Raw genomic sequence first — 15,430 nt, 5'->3', positions numbered from 1 at the left:
GCCTTAATCCCGATCCAGGAGAACGTTATGCGCCCCGCAAACCGATTAGCTTCGCAAGTTCGCCCCATTACGATGACCCGTAATTACACTAAACATGCAGAAGGTTCTGTGCTGGTGGCGTTTGGCGATACCAAGGTGCTGTGTACCGCCACCATTGAAGAGGGCGTACCGCGCTTTTTAAAAGGGAAAGGTCAGGGCTGGATCACTGCAGAGTATGGCATGCTGCCACGCTCAACCCATACCCGTAACCAGCGTGAAGCAGCCAAAGGCAAGCAGAGTGGCCGGACGATGGAGATCCAACGTCTGATTGCCCGTGCGCTGCGTGCGGCAGTTGATTTGAAAGTGCTGGGAGAGTTCACCATTATTCTTGATTGCGATGTGATTCAGGCTGATGGCGGTACACGTACTGCGTCTATTTCGGGTGCATGTGTGGCACTGATGGATGCGATCAATGCACTGATGGCCAAAGGCACGCTGAAAGTGAACCCGATGAAAGGGCGCGTAGCGGCTGTCTCTGTGGGTATTGTGAATGGCGAAGCTTTGTGTGATTTAGAGTATGTGGAGGACTCCGCTGCGGAAACGGATATGAATGTGGTGATGATGGAAGATGGCCGCATGATTGAAGTGCAGGGCACGGCCGAGGGCGAACCATTCTCGCATGAAGAGTTATTGAGCCTGTTGGCTCTGGCGCGTGGCGGTATTGATGAGATCCTCGCGGCGCAGCAAGCGGCATTGCAAAACGGATGAGTGAAAGCGGCATTGAAGCCGCTTTTTTTATATCCCCCGTCAAAATATAACGCTGTGCCATGAAACAGCGAATAGACTGACGGAGGTGTGTTGGTGGTTGATCATTTTAGAACGGATACAGCAGATGAAAGCATATCAGCGTGAGTTTATTGAATTTGCCTTGAGCAAGCAGGTCCTCAAATTCGGTGAGTTCACCTTAAAATCAGGGCGATGCAGCCCCTACTTTTTTAACGCTGGCCTGTTTAATACTGGCCGTGATTTGGCGTTGCTCGGGCGCTTTTATGCTGCTGCCTTGGTGGATTCAGGGGTTGAGTTTGATCTGCTGTTTGGCCCTGCATATAAGGGTATTCCGATTGCGACCACGGCGGCGGTTGCACTGGCCGAGCACCATGACCGTGATGTGCCGTACTGCTTTAACCGTAAAGAAGCCAAAACGCACGGAGAGGGCGGAAACTTAGTCGGCAGCCCGTTGCAGGGCCGTGTGATGCTGGTTGATGATGTGATCACCGCCGGCACAGCTATCCGTGAATCGATGGAGATTATTGCCGCGCAACAGGCGACGTTGGCTGGGGTCATGATTGCACTCAACCGCATGGAGCGGGGTAAAGGTGAATTATCAGCAATTCAGGAAGTTGAGCGTGATTACGGCTGTCAGGTGATATCTATTATCAATCTGCATGATCTGATCACTTATCTGGAGGAGCAAGTTAGCACCCAGCCTGAACTGGCCAAACATCTGGCCGCAGTTCAGGCATACCGTGCAGAGTTTGGGGTTTGATTACTCTTTTTTAGGGCTCATAATTTGTAAAGCAGGTTGCGCTAACATGAAAATACCCAGTGTTAACAAATATGCTGCGGTAAATGTAGGCAATCCGAGCGGCGTAAACAAGCGGTTGAGTGCGGCTTGTACAATCACAGTGACAAAGGTAGCTAACATTGCCAACCAGATCCGTGAGTGGGTGGGTAAATAAAATACCCGCCCGATAGCCAAAGCACTTAATACCGGCGAAAAACCATATAACCCGGTTAAAATCGCGTAGGTATTTGCGCCAAATAACTGCGCTAACGTGGTTGCCAGCAGTGCACCACCTAGCGTAGTTAATGCCATCGCCCGTGAATGTACGGCTAATCCGATTAAAATCAGAACACCGCTAAAAGTGCTATTGAGCAAAAAAACCTGTGCAATATTGCGAATACTGGCCTGAAGCAACATCCACAAACTGATAGCCACATGGCTATTGCGGTGAACAGCATCATCAAGCACATGCAAATGTACACCCGATAAATTATAACCTGCCAATAGCAGCATCCAACTAATTAGTACAAAGGGTGCAGTTGAACCAGGTAAACCCCATGAGCGGCTCATTGACTCACTGATCGCTGATTCAACAATTGGGCAGAGTGTTGCACCAAGCAGTAGCAGTACCCACATCAGTGGAGAGGGGATAAAAAAGGTTGTCACCATAATCCCCACTAAAATACCGTTAAAGCCATGTAAACCTTGGTTAATATCATCTGTTTTTAAACGCAACATCTTGGCTGCGAAAGTAGACATAAACAACCCAACCACAGCACCGATAGCGGTGTAAGCTTCTCCACTATTGAATGCAGCATAAAAAATAGCCAATAGAAAAAAACTACCGGTGATGGGATTGTCACAGAAAAAAACTTGGCCTGCACCACGCAGTGCTGCAGAGACGATAGGTTTTGCTATGATTTTTGACATGATGATCCATCAACATAATAAAGAGAAAGAGGCTGCATGTTAGAAAAATACACAGTCGTCATACTGAGATGTTCAGCATACGGTAGGCCCGTGATCTGATTATTGATGGTTTTATGCCAACTGGCGAAGCCCAAAGTGTTTAGTAATATGGCTAAGAGTAAGTAAATATGACAGGGTATTGAGCTGGGTTGATAAAGCAGTCATAAAACAGCACATAACGTGGTGTGTGATAAAAAAACCACAGAGCTGCGCATTGTGATGTGCAACTCTTGATGAGTAAAATCAGGCCACAGAAGTGGCCAATGAGAGCTATCGCACAGTTTTACAAAGATGCTCTATTTGAGGGAAGCTGTTTTGACGGTGTTAATGCAACGTGTTTAAAACAGTGTATTTAAAATAGCGCGTTTACACTCACGACGCTGTGTGCAATCCACTACAGTAATTCAGCCGTTAACAGTTGCCAGCGAGTATCAAAATCAGCCGTGGGCAGATGACGAAATTCAGAACGTACAAAACGTAACATCAGGCCTTCACAAAAAGCGAGCAGTTGTACCGCTAATAAGCTCTCATCGTGGTTAAAGCCCTTGCCTTCACGTAACTTACGTTCACGCATTACTTGTCGTAGCTGGGCTTCAATCCGCTCAAATAACTGATTAATACGGCTTTGCAGACGATCTTGTTCAAACATCAGTGCATGGCCTGTCAGAATGCGAGTGAGGCCAGGGTTTTTTTCTGCAAAACCGAGCAAGAGTTGAATGATTAAGCGCAAGCGTAATAGCGTGTCTTTCTCGTCAGTTAAAATAAGATTAATCCGCGACATCAAACTGTCTTCGATAAACTCGATCAACCCTTCGAACATTTTGGCTTTGCTTGGAAAATGGCGATAGAGCGCCGCTTCTGATACACCCACTGTGATCGCTAAACGTGCAGTCGTGATCCGTTGAGACCCTTCACTTGACTCTAGCATCTGTGCGAGTGCTTGCAAGATCTCTTCCCGCCGGTTTTTCTTCTTATTTCCTGCCATTACATGCGATTCCCTATAAAGCTAAAAACTGCGTAATAACCGCAGTTAACATCAACGCGCCAACGTTATACGCGCTCGACAGGCGATAAGCCTGCCGAGAGAATAGGTTTTTAAGACAATGGAGTCTTATTTACGCCCCGTATGACCAAAACCGCCTTCGCCGCGTTCACTCTGATTAAACTCAGTCACCAAATTAAACGCTGCTTGCACCACAGGAACAAAAACCATTTGTGCGATACGCTCGCCCGGTTCAATCACAAATGTATCGTGGCCACGATTCCAAACTGACACTTTTAGCTCACCTTGATAATCCGAATCAATCAGCCCAACCAAGTTACCTAGCACTACACCGTGCTTATGCCCTAGCCCTGAACGCGGTAAAATCACAGCTGCTAACGAGGCATCTGCAACATGAATAGCCAGACCCGTTGGCACCAGTACAGTTTGCCCAGCTTCTAGCGTAATCGGGGCATCCAAACAGGCGCGCAGATCAAGGCCAGCTGAACCCTCAGTGGCATACGTTGGCAGAGGAAACTGCTGGCCAATCCGAGGATCGAGAATTTTCAGATCAATTTTTTTCATGAGAAAGTGCCGCTTGCTTATATAAGTAGAGTGAGAGGATTTCATCGTTTAGCTGTTGCCCTAACAGCGCCTTATGACAACACCGCAGGGCTTTATCGCCGAATGGCCAATACAAATGCAATGCGTTTTGATCGGCATTAAAACCTTGTTCTGGGGATGAAACATTATTGGCGCAGATCAGATCCAAATTTTTTCGCGTCAGCTTATCGCGAGCATATTTTTCCACATCTTGGGTTTCTGCTGCAAACCCAACAACAAAAGGGCGTGCAACGGTCAGCGCAGCAACATCAGCAACAATGTCAGGGTTTTTCACCAAGTGCAGCACCATCGCCTGATCTGTGCCATCGGCCGTTTTTTTGATTTTTTGGGGCGCGATCTCAGCCGCTCGGTAGTCTGCAACCGCAGCACATGCAATAAAAATATCGTGTTGACCCGCACGTTGCATCACCGCTGCATGCATTTGCAGCGCAGTTTCAACGGCCACACTAACCACACTATCAGGCACCGGTAATGTCACGGGCCCACTGACTAACGTAACGATCGCACCACGTTTAGCTGCGTTTTGCGCAATGGCATAGCCCATTTTTCCAGAGCTGTGATTACTGATAAAACGCACAGGATCAAGAGCTTCTCGCGTTGGTCCTGCGGTAATTAATACCCGTAACCCCTGCATATCCTGCACAGGATTGATGCTAGGCGTTTCTTGAAAAAACTGTAGCACTTTTTCGCACAGCGCAGCCGGTTCAAGCATTCGCCCAGGCCCGATATCACCACAGGCTTGAGCGCCCTCAGCCGGCCCCCATAACCGATAACCACGCTGTTGCAACCGCCGTAAATTCTCTTGCGTAATGGCCGCCTGATACATTTGCTGATTCATCGCGGGTGCTGCCGCGATGGGCGCAGCCGTTGCCAAACAGACCGTTGTCAGTAAATCATTGCCCATACCTGCCGTAATACGGGCTAACAGATCAGCCGTTGCGGGAGCAAGTAACACCAAATCAGCCCATTTTGCCAACTGAATGTGGCCCATTGATGACTCTGCAGCCGGATCAAGCAAATCATCGGCCACGGGGTGGCCCGATACCGCTTGTAACGTCAACGGCGTAATAAAGGCTTTGGCAGCGGTGGTCATCACCACCCTGACGTGCGCTCCTTGCTCACGCAAACGGCGCACGAGCTCAACACACTTATAGGCTGCTATTCCGCCACTGATCCCAAGCAAGATCTGTTTACCGGCTAATTCATTCATTTAGAAAATTGGCTCTTTAGCAGAAACACATATGTGGCACACTTTATCACACTCTTTTTCCGCTTTTTACTTTCACAACCCCTCTTATTAGCATTGGTATGTCAACATATCTCGCGTTTAGCCCTTGTATTAACACAATGCAAGATTAGATCAATCAGGCAATCCCCATCTTGCGTACACAGATACAACCCTCGGCAAAGCGTGAAGTTGCGGACTATTTCGCAGCAAAATAGCGTAGTGATCGCCGTAAGTAGTAACTTCTTTTACAACAACACGCTTTCGCATCCACCCTTAAAAGATGTTTTTTTGGGGGATACACAGCAGATCAAGGAGCTCTACGTGTTATGTTGATAAAAGCATTGCCTACAGCCGAACGTCCGCGTGAAAAATTATTGCAACAGGGCGCTCATCAGTTAACTGATGCAGAACTGCTGGCCATCTTTTTGCGTACCGGTATTAAAGGCTGTAATGCCATTGAACTGGCACAACGCCTATTGGCTACCTTTGGCTCTTTGCGAGCTCTGCTGGCAGCGAATCAAGAGGAATTTTGTCAGCAGCACGGGTTAGGCGAGGCCAAATTTGTGCAACTACAAGCCAGTATTGAGATGTCGCGCCGTTATCTGGCTGAACGTTTACAGCGTGAAAGTGCCCTGACCAGTGCAGAAATGACCAAAGCCTATTTACAAACATGCTTAAGTGGGCGTGAAAGAGAGATTTTTTTAGTGCTGTTTTTGGATAATCAACACCGAGTTATCAAACAAGAAGAGATGTTTGCTGGCACATTTAACAGCGCCACCGTACACCCGCGTGAAATTATTAAAACCGCGTTGGCGTGTAATGCTGCCGCACTGATTTTATCGCATAACCACCCTTCGGGTGTGGCAGAACCGAGTCAGGCTGACCGCAATATCACCCAAACTATTCAGCAAGCGTGCCGATTAGTGGATATTCAAGTGCTTGATCATATCGTCATCGGGATAGGTGAAACCGTCTCTTTTGCTGAACGAGGCTGGATTTAACCATTAACCAGACAAATTTCCACCATTGAATACTAAAAATTGCACATATTTAGCGCAATTGCTCGTTTTTAAATTTAACTTGCGGCGCGAAAGCTGTATCCTTACGCCCAGCCCCAGTAACGCAACTCCACATACTGTTATAACTTTCGTGCCATGTGCCGAAATTTAGTGGTTATGTGGGTGTACCGTTGGTGGTTTTAGATATTTGTCGAGTTATCTAGCCCCTGCGATTTAAGATCCTTTATTGATCCTAGAGGTGACTGCCTCTTGAGCAATCGCCAGATATCTTGTACAATCCCCGACCTTTGAGAATCACGGGTAAGGCGTGTTACCTGACGAGGTAGCCTTAACCTAACGACGCTCGAGCTGATTTGATTTTTGGAGAATTGACATGTCCCGAGTATGCCAAGTAACTGGCAAGCGTCCGGCAGTCGGTAATAACCGCTCTCATGCGATGAATGCGACCCGTCGTCGCTTCCTGCCGAACCTGCACACTCATCGCTTCTGGGTAGAAGGTGAGAAACGTTTCGTATCCCTGCGTGTTTCAACTAAGGGTATGCGAATCATCGACAAGAAGGGTATCGAAGTTGTTCTTTCTGAACTTCGTGCCCGCGGTGAGAAGGTGTAAGGAGCTGACTCATGGCTAAAGGTATTCGTGAAAAGATCAAGCTGGTTTCTTCTGCTGGCACTGGTCACTATTACACAACTACTAAAAACAAGCGCACTAAGCCTGAAAAATTGGAACTGAAGAAATTCGATCCAGTTGTTCGCCAGCACGTGCTGTACAAAGAAGCGAAAATTAAATAATTTTCTTTTCGGCGTAAACTTGTTAAAAAACCCAGCTTTGGCTGGGTTTTTTTATGCACGGCGTTTAGGTCTTAGCTTGCCGATTGTTTGCTAAGATGACGGCACATTTTTTGTCGGGTGGATATCATGCCAGAGCTTCCAGAAGTTGAAACAAGCCGTCGGGGGATAGAACCCTACTTACTTGGCGCAACCATTACCCACATGACGGTACGCCGATCGGCATTGCGCTGGCCTATTCCGCAAGAGATCATTGCCCTGCATGATGTGGAGGTTCGCGCTGTCAGACGGCGGGCAAAATACCTGCTGATTGATGTGGTCGATAAAGAGAATACCGCGAATGCGCACCAGACCGGCACACTGCTGATTCATTTAGGTATGTCAGGCAGCCTGCGGATTGTGGATGCTAGCGTGCCTATCACCTTGCACGATCATATTGATATGCAGCTCAATAATGGCAGCATATTGCGGTATAACGATCCGCGCCGTTTTGGTTGCTGGTTGTGGCACTCCTCGGCAGAGACGCACCCACTGCTTGCCCAGCTTGGCCCTGAACCGCTGACCGCTGCATTTAATGCCGACTATTTTTATGCCCGTAGCCAGCAACGCAAAACGGCGATTAAAGCATGGCTGATGGAGAATAAATTTGTCGTTGGGGTAGGCAATATTTATGCTAATGAAGTGCTGTATCAGTGCGCAATCCACCCGTTAACACCGGCTGGAGCACTCACTGAGATGCAATGTGCAACACTAACCAATAGCATTAAACAGATCTTAGCCCGCGCAATAGAGCAAGGCGGTACAACGTTGCGTGATTTTACCCAGCCTGATGGTAAACCCGGTTATTTTGCCCAAACGCTACATGTGTATGGCCGTGCCGGTGAACCGTGCGATAGCTGTGCAACCCCGATTGAGAGCTTACGTATCGGGCAGCGGAACAGTTTTTTCTGCCCGCATTGCCAGCCGTTGGTAGGATAAGGCACACACCTTACCTATTGATTGCCGAAAGTTCCTGTAAATAGCCAGCTCACCGCGATGACAAGGTTTTGGCTGGCTGTTTACTGTAACTTGTTTAGTGTTATCAGTGTATATTGATCAGCAGTAGGTTTTTTTCTGCGTCAGTGCAGTAGCAACTGCCGGTGGAACAAATTCTCTGACATCCCCACCGTGTAAGGCAATTTCACGCACCAGTGTTGACGAGATAAACGTCCACTCTTCAGAGGGGGTTAAAAAAACCGTTTCCAACTCTGGCATCAAACGGCGATTCATATTAGCCAGTTGGTGTTCGTAATCAAAATCGGTGACACCCCGAACTCCCCGTAATAACACATTGGCCTGTTGTGCTTTAGCCAGCTCGATTAGCAGACCGTTAAAACCGATTACCTCAACATTAGGAAGATCAGCGGTGACAGTTTGAATCAGTCGAACACGCTCATCTAAATCAAACAGCGGGCGTTTTGCAGGGCTGGCGGCTACGGCAATCACGATGTGATCAAATAAACGGCCAGCGCGCTGAATTAAATTAAGGTGTCCGTTGGTGATAGGGTCGAAAGTCCCTGGATAAATAACAGTGACACTCATGACCTGTTTCCTTGTTGAGGTAATTGCTGATCGATAACGTGTAACAGCCTCTCTAGTGCACCTTGATTGTGTGTGAGGACAGCCAATGCATTGTGCCCCTGCGTTGTCCGCAACAGGTTATCTTGTAAAAGTTGCTGCAATGCTGTGATTAAAGAAGCTGAGTCAGACACGGTCGTCAGGGCTTGTGCGGCGGTCAGTTTATCCCCGATCTCTTTAAAATTGAATCGATATGGGCCCATGATAATCGGAATGCCGTGTGCAGCAGGTTCAAGCGGATTGTGCCCGCCCCGTTCAATCAGGCTGCCCCCTACAAAAGCGATATCGGCAACGCCATACATAAGCATCAACTCGCCCATTGAATCACCAATCACAACCTGTGTCGCCGATGTTGGTGTATCGCCGCTACTGCGGGTAATACAGGATAAGCCAGTCGCCAGAGTTTGTGAGATAACTTCTGCAAAACGTTCAGGATGCCGAGGAACGATAATTAGCAACAGATCAGGGTGGATATGCAATAAGGCTTGGTGTGCTTGAAGTATCAACGACTCTTCACCCTGATGGGTACTAGCAGCAATCCATACCGGCCGCTGGGCAGCCCATTGCTGGCGAAGTTGTTGGCGTTGAGCATGTAATTCTGGAGAAACCGAGATATCAAATTTGATACTGCCGGTTATGGTGAGGTGTGATTTTGGTAATCCTAGTTGGATAAAACGTGCGCCATCATCTGTAGTTTGGGCTGCAATCTGGGTGATTTCGGGTAGTGTTTGTGCCATCAGTGATCGTATTTTTCCATAACCTTTGGCTGAACGTTCAGACAGTCGGGCATTGGCCACAATCAGTGGAATGTTACGTTGATGTGCTTGGTGGATCATATTTGGCCAGAGTTCGGTCTCCATCACCACCACCAGTACAGGTTGCAGATGCCGATAAAAACGGGCCATTGCATCAGGCAGATCGTAGGGCAGATAGCAGTGTGAAACTTGCTGGCCAAAGGTAGCGATGACACGCTCTGAACCGGTTGGTGTCATGGTGGTAATGGTAATTGGCAGCGCAGGATAGCGGCTTTGCAGTGCACGCACCAGTGGAATAGCGGCCAGTGTTTCGCCAACTGAAACTGAGTGCAGCAGTATCCCGCCCGAAGGTAGTGTTGCTCTGCGTGTCATGCCCAGTGCATAGCGTTCAGACCAACGTTGGCGATATGCCGGTGCTTTTCGGCCACGTAAAAACAGGCGTAGCCAGATAAGGGGCTGAATAAGATATAAAAGCAGTGAATAGAGAGCCCTTGGCATAGTTAAGCCTGTATAAATCTAAAAGATGGACAAAATTCTAGAGGTTTCAATAATAAGGTACAATATAAAGCCGCTGTATTTCCGCGTTCCGGTCTGCTTTGCATGCAGTATTAGGCGGTATAGGTTATCTTCATCAAAACGCAGAGATCTGCATAGGTGTTCGGGCAGCAAAATGAAATTAAGTGGATTAGTCATTACTTTTAATGAAGAGAAGAATATTCTTGCTTGTATACGCTCGTTACAGCAGGTGTGTGATGATGTGGTGGTGGTTGACTCAGGGAGTCAAGATCAAACCTGTGAGCTGGCTTTAGAGGCTGGGGCTACCGTTGTGGTGAATACGCCTTTTTTGGGCGATGGGCCGCAGCGTAGCTATGGGTTATCATCGTGTCGCCACCCTTGGGTAGTGAATTTAGATGCCGATGAGCGGTTGGATGATGATCTTGTCGCGTATTTACGTGCTACCGATATTGAAAATTTGGGCGTAGAGGCAATTGAAAATCGGCGTAAAAATTATATTGGTCAGCGAATGACGGAGTATGCCGGCCAGTACCCAGACTATATTTGCCGGATTTTTGATCGCACAAAAACCGATTTTTCACCGGTTTTTACGCACACACGGATCATGACGCGTAACACACAGAAAATCAGCCAACATGTGATTCACTATTCGTATGCTGATTACCATGACATGTTTGCGCGCTGTGTAAAATATGGTCAATGGCAGGGAAAAACACTGGCCGATTCAGGTAGAACAGTCCAACCGTGGCAACCGGTTGTGCATGGCGTATGGACATTTATTCGTCTGTATATCATTAAACGCGGTTTTTTAGCGGGCCTTGATGGGTTTACGATTGCAAAAGCAAAAGCAGTGAGCTCGTATTTGAAATATGCGGTCGCATGGGAGTTACAAAATAACAAATAGTAGTATTTATCGTTTCAGAATAGCGGTTAATTTTACCGCCATTCTGATGAGGTGATCCCCATTAGCACGCTAAATACTGTTCACAAATCGTATGTAAGCTAAATCGGCTAAGATCAACGGTTGAAAGATCAACGGGGTGTGCATCTATCTCTTGTATTGCCAGCGCAAGGCTTGCTGCTGACATGTCTATAGATAAACCACGGCGTAAATCACCCTGTAAAATCTCTGCAGGCCCACCAGGGCAAGGGGTGCTGACGACTTGAGTGCCACACACAAGTGCTTCAACCAAAACATTTCCGAAGCCTTCAGAGTCAGAGCTAAGAATCAGCATCTTGGCGTGGCGCAAATAAGGGTAGGGGTTAGCTTGAAAACCAAGATAGTGTACGCGATCAGCAATGCCTAACGTTTGGGCCTGTTGTTTAATATTGGCTTGAGCCTGCTCTGATCCCTCCCCAATAAGAAGCAGTGGGGACATAAGGTTGGCACGCGCATAAGCATCAAGCAAACGATCATGGCGTTTATGAGGGTGCAAACGCCCCATATGCAAAAGGTAGGGCTGAGAAGACCAATCACAAGGTGCGCTGGCGTGTTGACGAATGGTATTAAAATCAAAAGGGTTATAAATAACGCGGCTTTTTTGAGTATGCACCCCCAGTTGCTGCTGAAGATCAGCGATCACTGCATGTGAAACACCAATGACCTGGCGTTGCTGATAAACATGGCGGAGTTTGAGGCGCTTCCATAACCGAGAAAGACCACGCTTATGCCCTAAGTAAGAGGTTGATAACATGCCATGAATACATAACCACACCTTGTCTGTTGCCAGAGTTTTACACTGTGTCACAATACGATCTGTTTTATGCAAATTGGAAAAGATGTGGGTAAAGCAACCTTGGGCTTGTTGTTGCTCTAAAATACGATCCAGTTGCATGGCTCGGCGTTTGATCTCATTGAGTTTTCGAAACGGGCCGTGGGCATTATCTTCAACCACAATATATTGAAGCTGGGCAGGTAATGTGTATGTACACACATTACGCAATGAGATTAATGTGACCTGATGCCCTTGCTGTAGCATGCCCTCAGCTAAGGTCAGTACCACACGTTCAGCGCCTCCACCGGGCAGTCCGTCAATAATGAAAAGAATATTCTGTGTCATTTTTTCAGTAATTCCCGATACAGCGTGATGAGCTTTTCTGACATCTTTTGTGGAGTACAAGTGAGGATCTGCTCGCGTGCAGCCGCACCCATTGTTGAGCCAAGAGCTTGTGTGGGAAGCGCCATGATGGCATCACGAATTGCTATAGTATCAAGCGCGTCGGTGACAAAGCCCTCTTGCCCTGCGCGAATAAATTCAGCACCACCACAGTGAGTGCTTGTAATCACCGGTAATCCACACGCCATGGCTTCTAAAATCACATTCGGGAATGGATCATAGCGAGTGGGGAGCAGTAAACCATCGGCGGCATGGTAAAAGGGCAGCACATCTGGCTGCATACCAAAAAAATGCACTTGTTGTGCCACACCGCATGATTGGGCCAATGCCCGGTAGTGCTGTTCGGCTTTATCTTTACCTATCACCATCAAATGGCGGTTTGTACCCGCTAATGCAGCAATGGCGGTAGCTAAACCCTTGCGCTCAAAACCTGAGCCTACATAAATCAGGTAAGTGTGGTGTAGATGAAGGTTCAGAGCTTGGCGCGCCTGTAAACGTTGTTGCGCTGTTGCTGGTTGGAAGAGTGTGTTGTCTATGCCGTTATAAATGACATGAATTTTCTCTTCTGCTACCCCAAAATCAGCCATGATCTCGTGTTTGACCATATTGGCATTGCAAATAACCGCCTGTAATTCAGGTGCGGTGAACATGTCGCGTTCAGCTTGTAGAACATAGCGATGATAAGGGTCTGCATACAGCAGTTTTCCCCGCCAACGGGGAAGTGTGCGACAACGTTGCGCAAGATATTGGCGATGTACGCCATCACCTGCACGGTATAGCCCACAGCCAGGAATGCGCTCATGGCTTTGTACAAGATCAAATGCCTGCGATTGCCAGAGTTGACGTGCAGCATGAGCAAACCCACGCTCACGGCTAATACGCCCCCATTTTTGGGGATTACAAAGATGAATATGCCAGTTTGGATTTACAGTATCATGCCATTGTCGCGTAATAACATTGAGTTCAATATTTTGTTCTGACAAGGCGGTCAATGCACGGGCAATAAAACGTTCAGCGCCCCCATCTGGCCGGTATTTTTGTCGCACAAGGGCTAAACGAAAATTATCCATGTAAAAGCTCTTTGGCTGCCTGAATGACATCTTCTGCAGGGATGATATCCAGATAACGTTGGTCGGTATGGGTGCTAATGGTATCAGGATCAGGTAATGGGCCATAATCGCCAGCCCAAATGACCTTACCTCTTGCTTGCCACGGCCGCCAAAAGTGCAGTTTAGTTGGGCCAAAAAGAGCAATTAATGGCGTTTGCAGGGCCGCGGCCATGTGCATAGGAACAGAGTCTACACCAATAAAAAGTGCTGCCTGATCGATTAATGCCGCCAGTTGAGGCAAAGAGAGCTGTCCTGATAAGCTGGCGGGCTGGCCTGTTTTACACAGTGCTTGAATGTCAGCCACCATAGTTAATTCACGTAAATCAGGCCCAGATGTCAGAATAACGGTGTGGCCACACGCTTGCAGAGCGTCGATAACCTGTGCAAAACGCGCATTTTGCCAGCACTTAAAAAACCAGCGAGCAGAGGGTTGGATCACAATATAAGGTGGCGAAATATTCAAGGCAGCAAGGTGTTGTTGCACCTGATCTCGATCACTGTCGGCATATGCCATCGTGACGTGCGTACTTTGTTGCGGTAAATCGAGAGGGGCAAGAATGGCAAGATTTTGCTCAACAGTATGCAGTTGTTGCAACGGTGCGCAATCAATCAGCGTAGTATGAGCGTGCGACCATAACATACCTTCTCGTTTTGATAACCCTAAGCCAATTCGCTGCGTAGCCCCTGATATTTTGGTCAGTATTGCACTACGCCATTGGTCAGCTAAATTGAGTACCAGATCATAGTGCTGGTGGCGGATATCACGCAGCAAATTAAATTCATGTTTAAGCTGTTGGCGTAACCCACATTTTTTCCATTGGCGATCAATGAGTAAAATACGGTGTATTGCAGGGTGATGCTCTAGCATGGCACGCGTTTCAGCATACAACAACACATCTATTTGTGCGGTAGGGTAATTTTTCTGCAGGCTGCTCAGTACTGGGCTGATTAACAGCATATCACCATGATGACGCAACTTAATAACGAGTATCCGTAAAGGAGAGGGCGTTAGAGATACTGAAGTAGACATGAGTATTCATCACTATAGGGTACGACAAAAAGCATACGTGGCTTTATTGAGATTAAATTCAGTATTGAGCTCAAATTCAGTAAGTCAAGCTAGTGGGTCATTATCGTGCATTACAATAACATATACTCTATGATGCAGTGATATTTTCTGCGATGACACAGATAGGTAGCTTATGAAGCAGAAGCCTTTTTTTATTATCACCATTGATACCGAAGGGGATAATTTGTGGCAAAACAGCCAGAATATCACCACGGAAAACACCCATTATTTGCCCCGTTTCCAAGCACTGTGCGAGAAATACGGGTTTAAACCGGTTTATTTAACCAACTATGAAATGGCCTCTGACCCTGCGTATGTTGAGTTTGCCTCAGAGGTGATCTTGCGTGGACAAGGCGAAGTGGGCATGCACTTACATGCCTGGAATAGCCCGCCATTAGCAGCATTGTCATCTAATGATATGGCACATAAGCCATACCTTATTGAGTATCCGCTAGAGATTATTCGTGCAAAAGTCGATTTTATGACCAAGTTGCTAGAGGATAATTTCCAAACAAAAATGTATAGCCATCGTGCAGGCCGTTGGGCATTTAATAGTGACTATGCCCGTTTACTGGTTGAATACGGTTATCAGGTTGATTGCTCTGTTACACCGGGGGTTGATTGGAGTAAAGCGAAAGGAAACCCACAAGGGCAAGGCGGTACAGATTATCGACACTTCCCACATCATGCCTATTTTATGGATCTTGCACAGATTGATCAGGTTGGCAGTAGCACGCTACTGGAAGTGCCTATGAGCACTGCGCTGAAGTATCCAGCATGGTTGAATCAGTTACGCCAAGGTTACGATAATTTGCGTGGTAAACCGCGTGCACCTTCTATGCATTGGTTACGTCCGCGTGGTGGGAATACCCATGAAATGCTGGCTGTTGCTAAAAAATATTTGGCACAAGGCAGTGATTACATTGAGTTTATGCTGCACTCTTCAGAGTTTATGCCGGGCGGCAGCCCGACATTTAAAACAAAGCAAGATATTGAGCAGTTATATCGTGATCTAGAAGAGACGTTTGCGTGGCTTGCACAGCGAACACAGGGTGCAACATTGGCTGAGTATTATCAGTATAAAATCAAATAATAC

Annotated in this window: 17 protein-coding genes; 8 read left to right on the top strand and 9 right to left on the bottom strand. The window is 47.3% G+C overall.

Annotation, left to right across the window (positions count from 1 at the left end):
- Positions 1 to 27 precede the first annotated feature (27 nt).
- Positions 28 to 747: a ribonuclease PH gene (gene rph, locus ACRC53_RS12350; protein WP_438643697.1), complete on the top strand. Its 720-nt coding sequence runs from the start codon at positions 28 to 30 to the stop codon at positions 745 to 747.
- 124 nt (positions 748 to 871) lie between these two features.
- Positions 872 to 1,525, top strand: a complete 654-nt coding sequence (gene pyrE / locus ACRC53_RS12345; protein ID WP_438643696.1) for an orotate phosphoribosyltransferase — start codon at positions 872 to 874, stop codon at positions 1,523 to 1,525.
- Here the strand turns inward: pyrE and ACRC53_RS12340 are convergent, their stop codons facing one another.
- From ACRC53_RS12340 to coaBC, 4 genes are all read right to left on the bottom strand, one after another.
- A complete protein-coding gene (locus tag ACRC53_RS12340) occupies positions 1,526 to 2,473 on the bottom strand; it encodes an urea transporter (RefSeq protein ID WP_438643695.1) in 948 nt (315 codons plus the stop codon).
- Positions 2,474 to 2,906: 433 nt separating this feature from the next.
- Complete coding sequence (slmA, locus tag ACRC53_RS12335; protein ID WP_438643694.1) at positions 2,907 to 3,497, bottom strand: nucleoid occlusion factor SlmA; 591 nt, start codon at positions 3,495 to 3,497, stop codon at positions 2,907 to 2,909.
- Between the two features lie 126 nt (positions 3,498 to 3,623).
- Positions 3,624 to 4,079, bottom strand: coding sequence for a dUTP diphosphatase (gene dut, locus ACRC53_RS12330; protein ID WP_438643693.1), 456 nt, complete (start codon positions 4,077 to 4,079; stop codon positions 3,624 to 3,626).
- Positions 4,066 to 5,328, bottom strand: coding sequence for a bifunctional phosphopantothenoylcysteine decarboxylase/phosphopantothenate--cysteine ligase CoaBC (coaBC, locus tag ACRC53_RS12325; protein WP_438643692.1), 1,263 nt, complete (start codon positions 5,326 to 5,328; stop codon positions 4,066 to 4,068). Before coaBC ends, dut begins: the two co-directional genes overlap by 14 nt.
- 344 nt (positions 5,329 to 5,672) lie before the next feature.
- Between coaBC and radC the strand changes: the two genes are divergently transcribed.
- The 4 genes from radC to mutM all read left to right on the top strand — a co-directional run bounded on the left by radC (position 5,673) and on the right by mutM (position 8,129).
- Positions 5,673 to 6,347, top strand: coding sequence for a RadC family protein (gene radC / locus ACRC53_RS12320; protein ID WP_438643691.1), 675 nt, complete (start codon positions 5,673 to 5,675; stop codon positions 6,345 to 6,347).
- 391 nt (positions 6,348 to 6,738) lie between these two features.
- Entirely contained in the window at positions 6,739 to 6,975 is a 237-nt protein-coding gene (gene rpmB / locus ACRC53_RS12315; RefSeq protein ID WP_438622675.1) for a 50S ribosomal protein L28, read from the top strand.
- 11 nt (positions 6,976 to 6,986) lie between these two features.
- The gene (gene rpmG, locus ACRC53_RS12310) at positions 6,987 to 7,154 is read left to right on the top strand and encodes a 50S ribosomal protein L33 (protein WP_029093261.1); all 168 of its coding nucleotides are present in this window, start codon (positions 6,987 to 6,989) and stop codon (positions 7,152 to 7,154) included.
- 126 nt (positions 7,155 to 7,280) lie between these two features.
- Positions 7,281 to 8,129 (top strand): bifunctional DNA-formamidopyrimidine glycosylase/DNA-(apurinic or apyrimidinic site) lyase, encoded by an 849-nt coding sequence (gene mutM, locus ACRC53_RS12305; RefSeq protein WP_438643690.1) that lies wholly within the window; start codon positions 7,281 to 7,283, stop codon positions 8,127 to 8,129.
- A 117-nt stretch (positions 8,130 to 8,246) separates the two neighbouring features.
- Here mutM and coaD read toward each other — a convergent pair whose 3' ends face one another.
- Together coaD and waaA are read right to left on the bottom strand one after the other, a co-directional pair.
- On the bottom strand, positions 8,247 to 8,732 hold the full coding sequence (gene coaD / locus ACRC53_RS12300; RefSeq protein ID WP_438643689.1) for a pantetheine-phosphate adenylyltransferase: 486 nt from the start codon (positions 8,730 to 8,732) through the stop codon (positions 8,247 to 8,249).
- Positions 8,729 to 10,021 (bottom strand): lipid IV(A) 3-deoxy-D-manno-octulosonic acid transferase, encoded by a 1,293-nt coding sequence (gene waaA / locus ACRC53_RS12295; protein WP_438643688.1) that lies wholly within the window; start codon positions 10,019 to 10,021, stop codon positions 8,729 to 8,731. Before waaA ends, coaD begins: the two co-directional genes overlap by 4 nt.
- A gap of 172 nt (positions 10,022 to 10,193) precedes the next feature.
- Here waaA and ACRC53_RS12290 point away from each other — a divergent pair, with 172 nt between their 5' ends.
- On the top strand, positions 10,194 to 10,943 hold the full coding sequence (locus tag ACRC53_RS12290; RefSeq protein ID WP_438643687.1) for a glycosyltransferase family 2 protein: 750 nt from the start codon (positions 10,194 to 10,196) through the stop codon (positions 10,941 to 10,943).
- A 61-nt stretch (positions 10,944 to 11,004) separates the two neighbouring features.
- Here ACRC53_RS12290 and ACRC53_RS12285 read toward each other — a convergent pair whose 3' ends face one another.
- The 3 genes from ACRC53_RS12285 to rfaQ are packed head-to-tail and all read right to left on the bottom strand — an operon-like array spanning position 11,005 to position 14,295.
- The gene (locus tag ACRC53_RS12285) at positions 11,005 to 12,099 is read right to left on the bottom strand and encodes a glycosyltransferase (RefSeq protein WP_438643686.1); all 1,095 of its coding nucleotides are present in this window, start codon (positions 12,097 to 12,099) and stop codon (positions 11,005 to 11,007) included.
- Complete coding sequence (locus ACRC53_RS12280; protein ID WP_438643685.1) at positions 12,096 to 13,226, bottom strand: glycosyltransferase family 4 protein; 1,131 nt, start codon at positions 13,224 to 13,226, stop codon at positions 12,096 to 12,098. The genes ACRC53_RS12285 and ACRC53_RS12280 overlap by 4 nt, the downstream gene beginning before the upstream one ends.
- Entirely contained in the window at positions 13,219 to 14,295 is a 1,077-nt protein-coding gene (rfaQ, locus tag ACRC53_RS12275; RefSeq protein ID WP_438643684.1) for a putative lipopolysaccharide heptosyltransferase III, read from the bottom strand. Before rfaQ ends, ACRC53_RS12280 begins: the two co-directional genes overlap by 8 nt.
- Positions 14,296 to 14,467: 172 nt before the next feature.
- Here rfaQ and ACRC53_RS12270 point away from each other — a divergent pair, with 172 nt between their 5' ends.
- Positions 14,468 to 15,427, top strand: coding sequence for a polysaccharide deacetylase family protein (locus tag ACRC53_RS12270; RefSeq protein ID WP_438643683.1), 960 nt, complete (start codon positions 14,468 to 14,470; stop codon positions 15,425 to 15,427).
- Positions 15,428 to 15,430: the final 3 nt, after the last annotated feature.

The organism is Plesiomonas sp. (genome assembly GCF_051652165.1).
GTDB lineage: Bacteria > Pseudomonadota > Gammaproteobacteria > Enterobacterales > CAMTGL01 > Plesiomonas.
The sequence above is the reverse complement of the archived record's forward strand: the minus strand, read 5'-3'. Positions and strand labels throughout refer to the sequence as shown.

Bases quoted from the DNA above. Each gene is read 5' to 3' on its own strand.
- rph (WP_438643697.1), top strand. From the start codon at position 28: ATGCGCCCCGCAAACCGATTAGCTTCGCAAGTTCGCCCCATTACGATG.
- pyrE (WP_438643696.1), top strand. From the start codon at position 872: ATGAAAGCATATCAGCGTGAGTTTATTGAATTTGCCTTGAGCAAGCAG.
- ACRC53_RS12340 (WP_438643695.1), bottom strand. From the start codon at position 2,473: ATGTCAAAAATCATAGCAAAACCTATCGTCTCTGCAGCACTGCGTGGT.
- slmA (WP_438643694.1), bottom strand. From the start codon at position 3,497: ATGGCAGGAAATAAGAAGAAAAACCGGCGGGAAGAGATCTTGCAAGCA.
- dut (WP_438643693.1), bottom strand. From the start codon at position 4,079: ATGAAAAAAATTGATCTGAAAATTCTCGATCCTCGGATTGGCCAGCAG.
- coaBC (WP_438643692.1), bottom strand. From the start codon at position 5,328: ATGAATGAATTAGCCGGTAAACAGATCTTGCTTGGGATCAGTGGCGGA.
- radC (WP_438643691.1), top strand. From the start codon at position 5,673: ATGTTGATAAAAGCATTGCCTACAGCCGAACGTCCGCGTGAAAAATTA.
- rpmB (WP_438622675.1), top strand. From the start codon at position 6,739: ATGTCCCGAGTATGCCAAGTAACTGGCAAGCGTCCGGCAGTCGGTAAT.
- rpmG (WP_029093261.1), top strand. From the start codon at position 6,987: ATGGCTAAAGGTATTCGTGAAAAGATCAAGCTGGTTTCTTCTGCTGGC.
- mutM (WP_438643690.1), top strand. From the start codon at position 7,281: ATGCCAGAGCTTCCAGAAGTTGAAACAAGCCGTCGGGGGATAGAACCC.
- coaD (WP_438643689.1), bottom strand. From the start codon at position 8,732: ATGAGTGTCACTGTTATTTATCCAGGGACTTTCGACCCTATCACCAAC.
- waaA (WP_438643688.1), bottom strand. From the start codon at position 10,021: ATGCCAAGGGCTCTCTATTCACTGCTTTTATATCTTATTCAGCCCCTT.
- ACRC53_RS12290 (WP_438643687.1), top strand. From the start codon at position 10,194: ATGAAATTAAGTGGATTAGTCATTACTTTTAATGAAGAGAAGAATATT.
- ACRC53_RS12285 (WP_438643686.1), bottom strand. From the start codon at position 12,099: ATGACACAGAATATTCTTTTCATTATTGACGGACTGCCCGGTGGAGGC.
- ACRC53_RS12280 (WP_438643685.1), bottom strand. From the start codon at position 13,226: ATGGATAATTTTCGTTTAGCCCTTGTGCGACAAAAATACCGGCCAGAT.
- rfaQ (WP_438643684.1), bottom strand. From the start codon at position 14,295: ATGTCTACTTCAGTATCTCTAACGCCCTCTCCTTTACGGATACTCGTT.
- ACRC53_RS12270 (WP_438643683.1), top strand. From the start codon at position 14,468: ATGAAGCAGAAGCCTTTTTTTATTATCACCATTGATACCGAAGGGGAT.